Source organism: Saccharopolyspora hordei, assembly GCF_013410345.1.
Classification (GTDB): Bacteria; Actinomycetota; Actinomycetes; order Mycobacteriales; family Pseudonocardiaceae; genus Saccharopolyspora; species Saccharopolyspora hordei.
This window is the reverse complement of sequence record NZ_JACCFJ010000001.1, coordinates 3,048,694-3,062,281: the sequence shown is the minus strand read 5'-3', so window position 1 is coordinate 3,062,281 and position 13,588 is coordinate 3,048,694. Positions and strand designations below refer to the sequence as shown.

Annotated in this window: 14 protein-coding genes; 8 read left to right on the top strand and 6 right to left on the bottom strand. The window is 72.0% G+C overall.

What is annotated here, in order from left to right; all coding sequences use genetic code 11:
• Positions 1 to 25: 25 nt before the first annotated feature.
• Positions 26 to 1,372, bottom strand: a complete 1,347-nt coding sequence (locus HNR68_RS14275; protein WP_179721220.1) for an MFS transporter — start codon at positions 1,370 to 1,372, stop codon at positions 26 to 28.
• A 317-nt stretch (positions 1,373 to 1,689) separates the two neighbouring features.
• Between HNR68_RS14275 and HNR68_RS14270 the strand changes: the two genes are divergently transcribed.
• Complete coding sequence (locus HNR68_RS14270; protein WP_211840664.1) at positions 1,690 to 2,145, top strand: MarR family winged helix-turn-helix transcriptional regulator; 456 nt, start codon at positions 1,690 to 1,692, stop codon at positions 2,143 to 2,145.
• A 9-nt stretch (positions 2,146 to 2,154) separates the two neighbouring features.
• Here the strand turns inward: HNR68_RS14270 and HNR68_RS14265 are convergent, their stop codons facing one another.
• Entirely contained in the window at positions 2,155 to 3,093 is a 939-nt protein-coding gene (locus HNR68_RS14265) for an aldo/keto reductase (RefSeq protein ID WP_343050144.1), read from the bottom strand.
• 109 nt (positions 3,094 to 3,202) lie between these two features.
• Here HNR68_RS14265 and HNR68_RS14260 point away from each other — a divergent pair, with 109 nt between their 5' ends.
• Complete coding sequence (locus tag HNR68_RS14260; protein ID WP_150069851.1) at positions 3,203 to 4,045, top strand: SAM-dependent methyltransferase; 843 nt, start codon at positions 3,203 to 3,205, stop codon at positions 4,043 to 4,045.
• Positions 4,046 to 4,060: 15 nt separating this feature from the next.
• On the opposite strand, the gene HNR68_RS14255 is transcribed toward HNR68_RS14260, so the two are convergent.
• The 4 genes from HNR68_RS14255 to pdxA all read right to left on the bottom strand — a co-directional run bounded on the left by HNR68_RS14255 (position 4,061) and on the right by pdxA (position 7,257).
• Positions 4,061 to 4,648 (bottom strand): DUF1707 SHOCT-like domain-containing protein, encoded by a 588-nt coding sequence (locus HNR68_RS14255; RefSeq protein ID WP_218888304.1) that lies wholly within the window; start codon positions 4,646 to 4,648, stop codon positions 4,061 to 4,063.
• Positions 4,649 to 4,704: 56 nt separating this feature from the next.
• The gene (locus tag HNR68_RS14250; protein ID WP_150069850.1) at positions 4,705 to 5,337 is read right to left on the bottom strand and encodes a maleylpyruvate isomerase N-terminal domain-containing protein; all 633 of its coding nucleotides are present in this window, start codon (positions 5,335 to 5,337) and stop codon (positions 4,705 to 4,707) included.
• A 93-nt stretch (positions 5,338 to 5,430) separates the two neighbouring features.
• Positions 5,431 to 6,240, bottom strand: coding sequence for a DeoR family transcriptional regulator (locus HNR68_RS14245; RefSeq protein WP_179721218.1), 810 nt, complete (start codon positions 6,238 to 6,240; stop codon positions 5,431 to 5,433).
• A gap of 12 nt (positions 6,241 to 6,252) precedes the next feature.
• A complete protein-coding gene (gene pdxA, locus HNR68_RS14240; RefSeq protein WP_211840661.1) occupies positions 6,253 to 7,257 on the bottom strand; it encodes a 4-hydroxythreonine-4-phosphate dehydrogenase PdxA in 1,005 nt (334 codons plus the stop codon).
• Positions 7,258 to 7,700: 443 nt separating this feature from the next.
• Here pdxA and HNR68_RS14235 point away from each other — a divergent pair, with 443 nt between their 5' ends.
• The 6 genes from HNR68_RS14235 to HNR68_RS14210 are packed head-to-tail and all read left to right on the top strand — an operon-like array spanning position 7,701 to position 13,559.
• Positions 7,701 to 9,146: an ABC transporter substrate-binding protein gene (locus HNR68_RS14235; protein ID WP_343050143.1), complete on the top strand. Its 1,446-nt coding sequence runs from the start codon at positions 7,701 to 7,703 to the stop codon at positions 9,144 to 9,146.
• 1 nt (position 9,147) lies between these two features.
• The gene (locus HNR68_RS14230) at positions 9,148 to 10,083 is read left to right on the top strand and encodes an ABC transporter permease (protein ID WP_150069847.1); all 936 of its coding nucleotides are present in this window, start codon (positions 9,148 to 9,150) and stop codon (positions 10,081 to 10,083) included.
• Positions 10,080 to 10,982: an ABC transporter permease gene (locus HNR68_RS14225; protein WP_179721216.1), complete on the top strand. Its 903-nt coding sequence runs from the start codon at positions 10,080 to 10,082 to the stop codon at positions 10,980 to 10,982. Before HNR68_RS14230 ends, HNR68_RS14225 begins: the two co-directional genes overlap by 4 nt.
• The gene (locus HNR68_RS14220; RefSeq protein WP_179721214.1) at positions 10,979 to 11,785 is read left to right on the top strand and encodes an ABC transporter ATP-binding protein; all 807 of its coding nucleotides are present in this window, start codon (positions 10,979 to 10,981) and stop codon (positions 11,783 to 11,785) included. Before HNR68_RS14225 ends, HNR68_RS14220 begins: the two co-directional genes overlap by 4 nt.
• Positions 11,782 to 12,615: an ABC transporter ATP-binding protein gene (locus HNR68_RS14215; RefSeq protein ID WP_150069844.1), complete on the top strand. Its 834-nt coding sequence runs from the start codon at positions 11,782 to 11,784 to the stop codon at positions 12,613 to 12,615. Before HNR68_RS14220 ends, HNR68_RS14215 begins: the two co-directional genes overlap by 4 nt.
• Positions 12,612 to 13,559 carry an aldo/keto reductase gene (locus HNR68_RS14210; protein WP_179721212.1) on the top strand — a complete coding sequence of 316 codons (948 nt, stop codon included), beginning with the start codon at positions 12,612 to 12,614 and terminating at the stop codon, positions 13,557 to 13,559. Before HNR68_RS14215 ends, HNR68_RS14210 begins: the two co-directional genes overlap by 4 nt.
• Positions 13,560 to 13,588: the final 29 nt, after the last annotated feature.

The window sequence follows — 13,588 nt, the reverse complement described above, 5'->3', positions numbered from 1 at the left end:
GCGAAAAGAGTCCGATGTGGAGAGATCAGCGAGCGCGCGCTGGCGCGGCGGAGCCCTCCGCGCCGACCTCGGCCAGGTCGACGGACCTGGTCTCGGTGGCGAGCAGCGCCGCGCCGAGCGACACCGCACCCATCACCGCCAGGTAGGCGCTGATCGCGTACCCGCTGCCGAACGCCGAGTAGAGGGCGATGGCGATGATCGGCGCCAGCGAGCCCGCGAGGACCGAGGCGAGGTTGTAGGCCAGCGAGACGCCCGAGTAGCGCACCTCGGTGGGGAACAGCTCCGAGAAGAACGCGCCGATGACCGCGCTGTAAGCGCTGAAGATCAGCATGCCGCCGACCACGGCAGCCGCGATCGCCACCGGATTCCCGGTGTCCAGCAGGGCGAAGAAGGCGAACGCCCACCCCACCGTGGCGATCGACGCTCCGATGTAGACGGGGCGGCGGCCGATCCGGTCGGCGAGCACCGCGAACGCCGGGATCGCGGGCAGCGCGACGACCATGCCGATCATCACCGCGTTCAGCCCGGTGGCGCGGCCCAGGCCCTGGATCTGCGTGACGTAGGTGATGACGAACAGCGAGAACAGGTAGAAGCCCGCGTTCTCCCCGAACCGGGAGAAGGCGGCGAGCAGGATCTGCCGCCAGTGGCCGCGAACCGCGAGCCCGAGCGGCGCGGTCCGCGGCCGGTTCTGCGAGCGCATCTGCTCGAACAGCGGCGTTTCCGCGACGTAGAGCCGCAGCACCAGGCCGATCACCACGAGCAGCGCGGACAGCCCGAAGGCGATGCGCCAGCCCCAGGCCAGGAAGGCCTCCTCCGGCATGACTCCACTGAGGACGGACAGGACACCGGCGGCGAGCAGATTCCCCAGCGGTGGCCCCAGGTTCGGCCACGCCGCCCAGAACGCCCGGCGCTTCGAATCCCCGTGCTCGGACACGAGGAGCACCGCACCGCCCCACTCACCGCCGAGCGCGATGCCCTGCACCAGCCGGAGCACCACCAGGATGATCGGCACGGCAACGCCGATCGACTCGTACGGCGGCAGGAACGCGATGAGGAAGGTCGAGATCCCCATCAGCAGCAGGCTCGCGATCAGGGTCGCGCGTCGGCCCTTGACGTCGCCGTAGTGCCCGAGGACCGCGGCCCCGAGCGGGCGGGCGACGAAGCCGACGGCGTAGGTCGCGAACGCCAGCAAGGTGCCGACCAGCGGATCTTCCGCGGGGAAGTAGAGCTCGTTGAAGACCAGCGCAGCGGCTGTTCCGTAGAGGAAGAAGTCGTACCACTCCACCGCCGTCCCGGCGAGGCTCGACCCGGCGATCACCGGGAGGCTGGTGTGGGTTCTTCGACTGCTAGGATTTCTGCTGGCAGTTGCCATAGTCGACTCCTGGGTCGAACCGTCGCGATCTGACGAGCCGCGCAACGTCCGCCTACCTGGCCGTAGGCGATCGGGACGAGTGCGCGGATGGTGCTGCCCGGCTCGGTGGTTGTTGGCGCAACCGCCGAGCCCCCTTGCCCCGCACCGCTTTTCGCGGCTGCGGAGCTCGCTGAACAATCGGTGTACTTGTTGTATACGACGTGTGGTGTGACCCGCAAGACTCTCGCCGAAATTTGTTCCGTGTACGCCCTAACTCGTCCCGCTCCCCCGCCGGCGATATAGTTCGTGCACGTCTTCGTGGGAGTGGGGAGGCCGGAGTGGCGTCCGATCGGGATGTCGGCGAGATGTTGGCGGCCGCGATCGGTGGGCTCGGGCCGCTGGCCCGTCGGCTGAACCAGCTGCACACCCGGCTGTGGTACGAGCAGGTGGACCGCGACCTCACCGGACCTCAGTTCACCGTGCTCAGCCTGCTGGAGATCCACGGCGACCTGGACCAGGGGACGCTGGGCTCGCTGGCGCACCTGGACAAGTCCACCGCGGCGCCGCTGCTCGACCGGCTGCGGCGGCGCGGCCTGGTCGAGCTCACCAAGGACCAGGCCGACAAGCGGCGCAAGCTGGTGCGCCTCACCGCCGACGGCCGGGCGGTGGCCCAGCGGCTGGGCCCGTCGGTCATCTCGGTGAGCGACCAGATGCTGGCGGTGCTGAACCCCGAGGAGCGCCAGCAGTTCCTGGCCTTCGTCCACCGCGTGCTGCAGGACGAACCGGCCGAATAGGTCCCGCCGTCAGGGCAGGGCTTCGCCGCGGGCGGTGATCCAGAGCCGGTACCACTCCTCGTGGGTGAGCTCCGGTTCCCGCTGGACCGCGTCCCGGCAGGCCCGGATGCGGTCCGGGTTCGCGCTGCCGATCACCGGCGCGATCCCGGCCGGGTGGCGCTGCAGCCACCACAGCACGACCGTCTCCGGCGAGGTGCCCTTCTCGGCCGCCAGTTCCGCGACGAGCTGCGCGGTCGCCCGCTCGGTCGCGGTCTCCTCGCGACCGGTGAAGCGGCCCTGCGCGAGCGGCCCCCACGCCTGCAGGGCGATCTCGTTGCGCCAGCAGTGCTCGACCGTCCCGGCCGGGAAGCCGTTGGCCGCGGCTTCCGGGGTGTTGACCAGCACCCCGGCCTCGCACCAGTCGCGCCGGTGCAGGCTCATCTCCAGCTGGTTGGCGACCAGCGGCACCCCGAGGTGCGCTTGGAGGTGGTCGATCTGCGCTGCGTTCATGTTGGACACGCCGAAGTGCCGGACGAGCCCCTGCTCGTGCAACGACATGAGCGCCTTGGCGACGTCCGCCGGATCGGCCAGCGGGTCCGGCCGGTGCAGCAGGAGCACGTCGATCACGTCGGTCCGGAGCCGGGTGAGGCTCTCCTCGACGCGCTGGACGATGCTGCGCCCGCGCAGGTCGTAGATCCCGGGCCGGTCGCCGTCGGCCAACCGGATGCCGCACTTGGTCTGCAGCACGATCCGCTCGCGCAACCCGGCCGAGCGGGACAGGACCTCGCCGAAAGCGGCCTCGGCCTTGCCGTTCCGGTAGATGTCGGCGTGGTCGAACATGGTGATCCCGACGTCCAGCGCCGCCTGCACGGCAGCCTCGGCCGCCGCGACGTCCCCGGCGCTGAGCGGTTCGCCGTCCCAGCTCCCGCCGAGCCCCATGCACCCGTACAACGCGCGATGCTCGCGCACATCCACCTCCGCGGTCACGCGGGGCATCATTCCATGATCACGCCCGGGTGACGAGGAGTGGCCGGGTGGTTACGATGCCCGCGTCGCCGGAACGTCGAAGGAGTTCTCCATGTCGTCTGATCACCTGAGCTGGGCCCGTGGCCGCGAGAGCCGCACCGGGCCCTCGGCCGACCTGGACACCGGGGTGCCGACCGCGGCTCGGGTCTACGACGTGATGCTCGACGGCAAGGACAACTACGCCGTGGACCGGGCGGTGGCCGAGGCCAGCCTCGCGGTGATGCCGGAGCTCAAGGAGATCGCGATCCACAACCGGGCGATCCTGCACCGGGTGGTGCGCCACCTCGCCGCGGAGGAGGGGATCACCCAGTTCCTCGACCTGGGTTCGGGGCTGCCGACCGCCCGGAACACCCACGAGGTCGCCCAGGAGGCCAACCCTGAAGCCCGGGTCGTCTACGTCGACATCGACCCCATCGTGCTCGCGCACGGCCGCGCGATCCTGGCCAACGACGACAACACCCGGGTCGTCACCGCCGACATCCGCGAACCGCAGCGGGTGCTCGCGCACCCGGACACCCGCGCGCTGATCGACTTCGACCAGCCGGTGTGCGTGATCCTGTGCGGCATCCTGCACCACCTCCTCGACGAGGAGGACCCGCGCGGCATCGTCGACGCCCTGCGCGAGGCCGTGGCACCCGGCTCCTTCTTCTTCATCACCAACTTCACCAGGCTCGGCGACGCACCGGAATCGGCCGAGCTGGAGAAGGTCCTGCTGTCCCAGCTGGGCACCGGTCGCGTCCGCACCCCGCAGGAGCTGGCCGAGTTCTTCACCGGGCTGGAACTCCTCACCCCCGGGATCGTGCCGCTGCCGCTGTGGCGCCCGGACGAGCCGGTCACCGACGCGACCTCCATCGCGGCCCGCTTCATGACCGGCGGCGTCGGGCGGAAGAACTAGTCGCCCGCGCTCCGCTCAGCGGTTGCGGCGGAGCTTCCGGCGTTCCCAGGCGTTGGGGTGGCGGATGACCACTCCGGCCGCCCCGCCGGTCCCGGTGAGGCGGACCACGGGTGCGCCGGGGTGGCGGTCGGGGGTGGTCTTGTCCTTCAGGCCGCCCAACCCCGGGTCCACGTCGTCGGTCTCGGCGGACCAGCCCTCGGGGATCACGATGGTCACCCCGGCCAGCTGGCCGTGCGCCTCCAGCTCGATCACCGGCAGTCGGCAGTCGACCTGGCTGAAGTCGAGCTTCACGCCGCCCATCCCGCCGTGCGCGCTGATCTGCGCGGGCACCTGCCAACGCCCGGTCCGCGAAGCGCCGTGCAGCCCGCCCTTGAGGACCAGCGGCTCGCCCTGGTCGATCACGTGCGCCGACGGCAGGTCGGCGGTGAGCGGTTCCAGCTCGGCGTAGGTCTTGGCGGCCAGCGCCCGGTCCACCCGCTCGGCCAGCTCGGCGAGGTCGATGCGGCCCTCGCCCGCGGCCTCCTGCAAACGCTGCACGACCGCATCGCGGTCGGCGTTGGAAGCGCGCATCTCGCCCCGGCGGTCGGGCAGATCGGACATCATGCGCGGATCATATCCAAGCCGCGATCCGGCCACCGGCGCTTCGCCGCACCAGCGGCTCAGATGGCGGCGATGGTTTCCGGGGCTCGTTCGGCGCGGCTCAGCGCGCGCAGCACCGAGGTCTGGCCGTGGCGCAGGACGGCGAGCTTGGCGAGCAGCCCGAGCACCGGTTCGACGACCTCCTCCGGGAGTTCCGGCGTTGCGATGCCCGCGCTGTGGGCCAGGTCGTCGGAGTGCACCGCGATCTCCATCATGCGCGTGAGCAGGAAGTCCGTCAGCAGCACCGGCCGCTGCCCGAAGGAGACGACCCGGTCGTCGGATTCCGCGGCCAGCGCGGCGCGCTGCTCCTCGACGGCGGCGGCGACCTCAGCGGCCAGCGCCTCGACGCCGCCGTCCGCCGCGTCCTCGCCCATCTTGCGGATGCGGACGTTGACGTCCGAATCGATGTCGGTGTGGAACGCCTGGGCCGCGGCGTAGAACCCGGCCAGGGTCAGCGGTCGCTCCGCCACCGGCTCCGCCGCCAGCAGCCGGGTGACGTACAGGACCTGGGACCCCAGGTGCCCGGCCAGGCCGCGGACGCTGAACTCCGGCAGCGAGCTGGGCCGGTCCCAGGCCTCGGCCACCGCCGGATTCCGGAGCAGCTCCACCGCCGCCTGCGCCGCCCGCAGGTAAACCCGGCTCATGCTGGTCATCACTGGCCTCCCGAACCACGCGCGATCATCGCGGGAACAAGTATGGCGCACCGGCTTTCCGCGCGATTCCCGGCTGCCCGCAACGAGAACGCGCTAACGGGAGGAAGCGGTACTTCCCGACACGTCGTCGCCGTTCTCGTCGGCGAGGACCACCTCGACGCCCCTGGCGCGGAACGGCTCCAGGTCGGCTTCCGCCGCCGACACGTCCGTCACGAGTGTCCACTTAGGAGGAAGCGGCGCCCAGGCGTGGAACGGGCGGCGGCCGATCTTGGCCGCGTGGACCAGCACGTACACGCGGTCGCTGCGGCGCGCCATCAGCTCCTTGAGGCGGGTCTGGCGGATGTCGGCCTCGCAGATGCCGTCCTCCGCGGTGACCCCGTCCGCGCCCAGGAAGACCCGGTCGAAAGTCCGCCGTTCCAGCGCGGCTTCGGCCAGCGGGCCGATGAAGCCCTGGCTCTTCGGGCGGAGCACCCCGCCGAGGCACTCCACGGTCACCGCCTCGGCCGAGGCCAGCTCCTGCAGGGCCGTCATGCCGGTCGTCACCACGGTCAGCGCCGGGCCGTTGCGCAGCTCGTGGGCGAGCGCGCCGGTGGTCGAACCCGCGTCGAGCAGCACCGTTTCACCCGCCGCGAGCTGGCGGGCCGCCCACCGGGCGATGGCGCGCTTGGCCTCGAACTCCTCGCCGACGCGCTGGCGCAGGCTCGCCTCCGGGCGGGCGACGATCGCCATCGCCCCGCCGTAGGTGCGGGCCAGCGCGCCCGCCCGCTCCAGCTGGGCGAGGTCGCGCCGGATGGTCGACGCGGTGACGCCGAAGTGGGCGGACAGCTCGTTCACGCCGGTCAGACCGGTGGTGGTGGCCAGCTGGACGATGGCCTCCCGGCGGAGCTTGGAATCGCGGGCCACTCGCTGTCCCCTTCAGCCGACGGAAACCGGTGCCAGGTCCGCGGCCTGGCGCAGCGCCTCGACCATGCTACCCACCTCGGCCGTGCCGGTCCCGGCGATGTCGAAGGCCGTCCCGTGGTCCACCGACGTGCGGATCACCGGCAGCCCCACGGTGATGTTGACGCCCGCCTCGATGCCCAGCACCTTGACCGGCGCGTGCCCCTGGTCGTGGTACATCGCCACGATCAGGTCGTAGTCCCCGCGGCTGGCGAGGAAGAACGCGGTGTCCGCGGGCAGCGGGCCGCGCGCGTCGACGCCCTCGGCGCGCAGCTGCTCCAGCGCCGGGACGATCTTCTCCTCCTCCTCGCCCGCGCCGAACAGCCCGTTCTCCCCGGCGTGCGGGTTGATCCCGCAGACGCCGATGACCGGCGAGTCGACGCCCGAGGCGCGGATCGCCTGGTGGCCGCGGCGAACCGTGCGCGCCACCAGGCCGGGCTCGATCCGGGCGATGGCGTCGATCAGCCCGATGTGCGTGGTCACGTGGATGACCTTGACCTTGGGCGTGGACAGCATCATCGACACCTCCTCGGTGCCGGTGAGCGCGGCGAGCAGCTCGGTGTGCCCGGGGTAGAGGTGCCCGGCGGCGTGCAGCGCCTCCTTGTTGAGCGGGGCCGTGCAGATCGCCTGCACCTCCCCCGCGACCGCGAGTTCCGCGGCGACGCGCACGTACTGGTAGGCCGCTTCGCCCGCCGCCGCGCTCAGCTGCCCCCACGGCAGATCCGCTGGCAGCAGACCGAGGTCGACGACGTCGATGCGCCCGGGCGCGAAGCGCGCTTCGGCGACCGAGCCGACCTCGACGACCTCGACCTCCGCGCCGCGCAGCCGGGCGGCTTCCCGCAAGCGGCGGGCGTCCCCGATGACCAGGGGGCGGCACAGCTCGTGCACGGCCGCGTCGGCGAGCGCGCCGACCACGACCTCGGGACCGATACCGGCCCCGTCCCCCATGGTGACGGCGATGACGGGCGACGACGAACTCACTGGGCCTCCTGAAGATCGAGCTGCTGGGTGATCGCGAACAGGCCGCCGAGCCGGGTCACGCGCTCGGACAACGCGCACCTGAACGTCCTAAGTATGCGCGAAACGCGCAATGTTGACCACATGTCCCCCGGCGACGGTGCACCCCCGGGAGGCGGAGAAACTCGGAAAGTTCAGCGTTCTTCGCTGATCCACGCCCACCCCCGCACATCGCTTTTTGCGCGAATCACGCTATCTATATTGCGCATATCGCGCAACTATGTCAGCGTGTCGCACCAACAGCTGCTCTCGGCAACGGCGCTCACGGGAGGTTCCAGGTGCGGACGGCGACGCCACGATCGGCGCGGTTATCCCGAAGAACACTGCTCAAGGCGCTGGGCGTCGTCGGCGGCGCGGCGGCGCTCCCGGCCTGCGCCGGTCCCACCGGCGGACCTCCGCCCGGTTCGGTGAGCCTCGGGCTGAACCGCACGCTCGTCTCGCTGGACAACAAGCTCAACCAGTTCGACGCCGCGGTGACCGTGCAGCGCGCGGTGCGCCAGGGGCTGACCCGCATTGGCCCCGACCTCACGCCCGTTCCCGTGCTCGCCGACCGGTTCGAGCGCACCGCCCCGACGCAGTGGACGGCGCGGCTGCGCGAGGGCATCCGCTACTCCGACGGCAGCCCCGTCCGCATCGCCGACGTCAGCACCGCGCTGGAGATGTACCGGCAGGTCAGCGGTTCCTACCTGGCCGCGTTCTTCCCGGAGTGGCCGACCGTGGTGCCCGTCGACGACCGGACCTTCACGCTCGAGACCGACCACCCGCTGCCGGTCCTCGACTACCTGATGGCCAACATCCTCATCACCCCGGCCGCCGCGAACCGGCCGGAGGAGCTGCAGAGCGGCGTCGGCACCGGCCCGTACGAGGTCATCGCGTCCAACCGCGGCACCGGCGAGTACACCTTGCGCCGCAACGAGAACTACTGGGCGGCGGCGCCGCGCGTGGCCCAGGTGCAGGTGCGGTTCGTGCCCGAGGAGTCCAACCGCGTGGTCGGGCTGCGCTCCGGCGAGCTCGACATCATCGACACCATCTCCCCGGACTCCGCCGTGCAGCTGCGCGGGTTGCCCGAGGTCGCGATCGAGCAGGTCCGCGGCACCCGGATCAACCAGCTCTTCTACAACTTCCGCAAGCCCGCCGACCACCCGCTGGCCAAAGCCTCCGTCCGGCAGGCCCTCTCGCTCGCGGTGGACGGGCGGCGGCTGGCCGACGAGGTGCTGTCCGGTTCGGTGCGCTCGGCCACCGGGCCGGTCGCCGAAACGCTCAACGGCGCCGTCCGCTGCGGCAGCTACGAGTTCGACCCGCGGCGCGCCAAGCAGATGCTGGAGGCCGAGGGAATCGGCCACGGCGACCTGCGGCTCACGCTGATCTGGGAGACCGGGGAGTTCGCCGGGGACACCAGCGTGATGGAAGCCGTCGTGCAGATGCTCGGCGACATCGGCGTTCCGGTGGCGCTGCGCCAGTTCGAACCCGGCGGCGACATCTCCGAGTGGCGCCAGGGCCGCGGCGGGGACTGGGACGTGCTGGGCAACGGTTACGCCTCCCCCGTCGGCGCGGCGCTGCCGATCCTGCAGGGCATGTACGGCGGCACGCCGGAGCGCGAGCTCACCCGCGACACCTACCAGGGCTACGTCAACCACGAGGTGATCGCCCTGCTCGACGCGGCCTACGCCGAGGTCGACACCGCGCGGCGGCAGGAGATCACCGCCCGGTTGCAGCAGGTGGTGTGGGACTCGTGGCCGTCGATGTGGGCGTTCGTGCCGAACTCGGTGCTGGCCTACCGCACCCGCGTCACCGACGTCGCGCTGGAGGCCACCAACTCCTACGACCTCGCGAGCATCGGGCTGGGGGTGTGAGGTGATCCGCTACATCGCCGCCCGGCTCGGCCAGAGCGCGCTGGTCGTGCTGCTCACCGTCTCCACCGTGTTCGTGCTCATCCGCATGGCGCCGGGCGATCCGGCCACCGCCTTCGCCGCGCCCAACGCCACCGCCGAGGACCTGGCGGAGATCCGCACCCAGCTCGGGCTGGACGGCTCGATCCCCGCGCAGTACCTGACGTTCCTCGGGCAGCTGTTCACCGGTGACCTCGGCACGTCCTACTCGTTCCGGGCCCCCGCGCTCGACGTGGTGCTCGACCGGGTCCCGTACACGATCACGCTGGCGCTGGCCGCGATCGCGCTCACCGCGCTGGTCGCGCTGCCGCTGGGGATCTGGATGGCCCGCCGCGCCGACTCCGCGCGCGAGACCGGCGCGAACATCGCGGTGGTCGCCGCCCAGTCGATGCCCGAGTTCTGGAGCGGCATCATGCTGCTCACCGCCTTCTCCGTGCTGCTGCCGGTGCTCCCCGCCTCCGGCTTCACCACCTGGTCGGGCCTGGTGCTGCCCGCGGTCACCGTCGCGCTGCTGCAGGTCGCGCTCATCTCCCGGCTGGTGCGCCGCGAGATGGTCGGCAACCTGACCTCGCCGTACGTCACCGTGGCGCGCGCGCACGGCATCCCGGAGCGCCGCATCCTGTGGGGCTACGCGCTGGGCAACTCGGCCATTCCCGTGCTCACCGCGCTGGGCACCCGGTTCGCCGCGATGCTCAACGGCGTCGTCGTGGTCGAGGTCGTGTTCAACTGGCCCGGCGTCGGCTCGCTGGTGGTGCGCGCGCTGGAGACCCGCGACTACCCGCTGATCCAGGCGACGGTGCTGGTCACCGCCGCGCTGGCGATCCTCGCTCAACTCCTCGTCGACCTGCTGTACCCGCTGCTGGACCCGCGGGTGCGCCTCGGAAGGGCCACGGCGCGATGAACACCACGACCACCCAGGAGCGGCCCAGCCGCGTCACCCCCGCCCAGCTGCGGCGAGCCGGTGTCACCCGCCGGTCCCGCACCGCCAGGGCGAAGATCTGGACCGGGGCGGTCCTCACCGCGCTGGTGGTGCTGCCGGTCGCGCTCGCCGACCTGCTGCCGCTGCCCGGGGCCACCGAGCAGGACCTCGGGGCGCGGCGGCTGCCGCCGCTCACCCACGGCCACCTGTTCGGCACCGACCAGCTCGGCCGGGACGTGCTGGCCCGGGTCCTCGAAGGCGGGCAGGTGTCGATCCTCATCGGGGTGCTCGCCGTGGTCGTCTCCGGCCTGATCGGGCTCGCCGCGGGCGCCGCGGCTGGCTACTTCGGCGGCTGGGTGGACGCGGTGGTCTGCCGCCTGCTCGAAGCGCAGATGTCGTTGCCGCTGCTGATGATGCTGCTGCTCGTGGTGGCGCTGTTCGGGCCGTCGGTGCCGGTGATCACGGCGGTGATCGCGGTCGCGCAGTGGCCCGACGTGGCCCGCATGACGCGGTCGATGGTGCTCGTGGAGCGCGAGAAGCCCTACGTGGACGCCGCCCGCACGCTCGGTCTCGCGCACCGCGCCGTGCTGCTGCGCCACCTGGTGCCCAACGTGGTCCGGCAGACCAGCCTGGTGGTGCTCCTGCTGCTGGCGCAGGCGGTGCTGCTGGAGAGCGCGCTGAGCTACCTCGGGGCGGGCCCGGAGCGGCCGTTCCCCACCTGGGGGCGGCTGATCTCCGACGGCCAGGACTACGTCACCACGTCGTGGTGGCTGGTCACGCTGCCCGGCCTGGTGATCGTGCTGCTGGTGGTCGGCGTGAACCTGCTCGGCGACGGACTGCGGGACGCCCCGCGCGGCAGGAAGGGAGCGGTGACGGCATGAACCGGCTGTTGGACGTCGAGGACCTGCAGGTCGAACTCATCACCGGGCGCGGCGTGGTCCGCGCCGTGGACGGGATCTCGCTGCACGTCGATCCCGGCGAGACGGTGACGCTGATCGGCGAGTCCGGTTCCGGCAAGTCGACCACGGCGATGGGCCTGCTGCGGTTGCTGCCGCCGGGCCTGGCCGTGCTGTCGGGTCGCGCCGCGGTCGCCGGGCACGACGTCATCGCCGATCCCGCCGCGATCGAAGGCCTGCGCGGGCGCGTGGTGGGACTCGTCCCGCAGGACCCGATGACCGCGCTGAGCCCGGTGCACACCGTCGGCTCGCGGCTGGTCGAACTGGTCCGCCTGCGGCACCGGGGCACCAGCCGCCGCCAAGCCCGGGTGGCGGCGCGGGAGCTGCTGGAACGGGTGCGGGTGCCCGACCCGGAACGCGTGCTCGATCGCCATCCGCACCAGCTCTCCGGCGGCCTGCAGCAGCGGGTCCTGATCGCCTGCGCGCTGGTCGGCGAACCGGAGCTGCTGGTCGCCGACGAGCCGACCAGCGCGCTCGACGTCACGGTGCAGGCGGGGGTGCTGGACCTGCTCATGGAGCTGCAGGAGCGCACCGGGGTGGCGATCTTGATGATCACCCACGACCTCGGCGTGGCGCGGATGGTGTCCGACCGGGTGCACGTGATGCGCGCCGGGCGGTTCGTGGAGAGCGGCGAGGTCGAGCAGGTCATCGGCGCACCGGCGCACCCGTACCCGAAGCAGCTGCTGGCCGCCGTGCCGCGGCTGTCCGGCGAGGGGGCGACGGCATGAGCGAGGTCCTGCGGGTCGAAGACCTCGTCGTCGAGTTCCCCGCTCCCGGCAGGGGGAAGTTCCGCGCCGTCTCCGGCGTCGGGTTCAGCCTCGACGCGGGCCGCACCGTCGGCATCGTCGGCGAATCCGGGTGCGGCAAGAGCACCATCGCGCGCAGCATCGTGCGCCTGCAGCGCCCGACCTCGGGGCGGATCCTGCTGGACGGCACCGACATCTCGCAGCTGTCCGAGCGGCGCCTGCGCCCGCTGCGCGCCCGGGTCCAGATGATCTTCCAGGACCCGTACGGCTCGCTGGACCCGAGGCTCACCGCCGCCGAGATCGTCGGCGAGCCGCTCAAGCTGCGCGGGGTGCGGGACCGCAGGCGGCAGGCGCGGGAGCTGCTGGACCGCGTCGAGCTGCCGGAAAGCGCGCTGGACCGGCGCCCCGCCGAGTTCTCCGGCGGGCAGCGGCAGCGCATCGGCATCGCGCGGGCGCTGGCCTGCCGCCCCGACGTGCTCGTCTGCGACGAGGCCACCAGCGCGCTGGACGTGTCCGTGCAGGCGCAGGTCCTGGCCCTGCTCAAGGACATCCAGGCCGAGACCGGGGTGGCGTACGTGGTGATCTCGCACAACCTCGGCGTGGTGCACGAGCTCAGCGACGACGTGCTCGTGCTGCGGCGCGGCGAGGTCGTCGAGCGCGGCCCGGTGCGCGAGGTGCTGGCCCACCCCGCCTCCGACTACACCCGCGCGCTGCGCGACGCCGCGCTGGACCCGACGGCGATGTCCGGCCGCAAACCGCGGCACCTGCTGACCGCGATCAGCGCGAACCCCGACACGGGAGGGAAACCATGACCGACCCCAGGCTGGTCCTCGGCACGATGACCTTCGGCGACACCGCTCCGGTCGCAGAGGCCGAAGCGATGCTCGACGCCGCGCTCGACGCCGGGATCACCGAGGTGGACACCGCCAACGGCTACGCCAAGGGCACCACCGAGGAGCTGCTGGCCCCGCTCATCGCACCCCGCCGGGACCGGATCAGGCTGGCGACCAAGGCCGGGATGCCGCACCCGGACGCCGGGGAGCACTCACCGCTGTCGCCGCAGGGCCTGCGCGCCAGCGTCGAAGGCAGCCTGCGCCGACTCGGGGTGGACCACATCGACCTGTTCTACCTGCACCAGCCCGACTACGCGGCGAGCGTCGAGGACACCCTGCGCACCGTCGCCGACCTGGTCGCGGAGGGCAAGATCCGCGAGCTGGGCGTCTCGAACTTCGCGGCCTGGCAGATCGTCGAGCTCAACCACGTCGCCGACCGGGTCGGGGCACCCCGGCCGGTGGTGGCGCAGCAGCTCTACAACCTGCTGGCGCGCCGGATCGACGACGAGTACGCGGCGATGGCGTCGGCCACCGGGCTGGACACCGTGGTCTACAACCCGCTCGGCGGCGGACTGCTCACCGGCAAGCACCGCTTCGGCAGCGAACCGGGCAGCGGCCGCTTCGGCGACTCCGTGCTCGCCGGGATGTACCGCCAGCGCTACTGGGACGAGCGGCTCTTCGAAGCCGTGTCGGCGCTGGGGCGGATCGCCGACGGTGCCGGGCTGCCGCTGACCGAGCTCGCGCTGCGCTGGTTGCCGACCCGGCCGGTGGTCGGCGCCGTGCTGCTCGGAGCGTCCAAACTGGACCACCTCACGTCCAACATCGCCGCGCTGCGCAGGGGCCCGCTGCCCGCCGACGTCGCCGCCGCCTGCGACGAGGTCGGTGCCGCGCTGCGCGGCCCCATGCCCGCCTACAACCGCTGACCGAACGCGATTTCCCTTGAAATCGAAGG

Excerpts from the sequence above, each read along its gene's own strand:
- HNR68_RS14215 (WP_150069844.1), top strand. The coding sequence starts at position 11,782 with ATGAGCGAGGTCCTGCGGGTCGAAGACCTCGTCGTCGAGTTCCCCGCT.
- HNR68_RS14210 (WP_179721212.1), top strand. The coding sequence starts at position 12,612 with ATGACCGACCCCAGGCTGGTCCTCGGCACGATGACCTTCGGCGACACC.
- HNR68_RS14225 (WP_179721216.1), top strand. The coding sequence starts at position 10,080 with ATGAACACCACGACCACCCAGGAGCGGCCCAGCCGCGTCACCCCCGCC.
- HNR68_RS14260 (WP_150069851.1), top strand. The coding sequence starts at position 3,203 with ATGTCGTCTGATCACCTGAGCTGGGCCCGTGGCCGCGAGAGCCGCACC.
- HNR68_RS14250 (WP_150069850.1), bottom strand. The coding sequence starts at position 5,337 with ATGACCAGCATGAGCCGGGTTTACCTGCGGGCGGCGCAGGCGGCGGTG.
- HNR68_RS14220 (WP_179721214.1), top strand. The coding sequence starts at position 10,979 with ATGAACCGGCTGTTGGACGTCGAGGACCTGCAGGTCGAACTCATCACC.
- HNR68_RS14275 (WP_179721220.1), bottom strand. The coding sequence starts at position 1,372 with ATGGCAACTGCCAGCAGAAATCCTAGCAGTCGAAGAACCCACACCAGC.
- HNR68_RS14255 (WP_218888304.1), bottom strand. The coding sequence starts at position 4,648 with ATGATGTCCGATCTGCCCGACCGCCGGGGCGAGATGCGCGCTTCCAAC.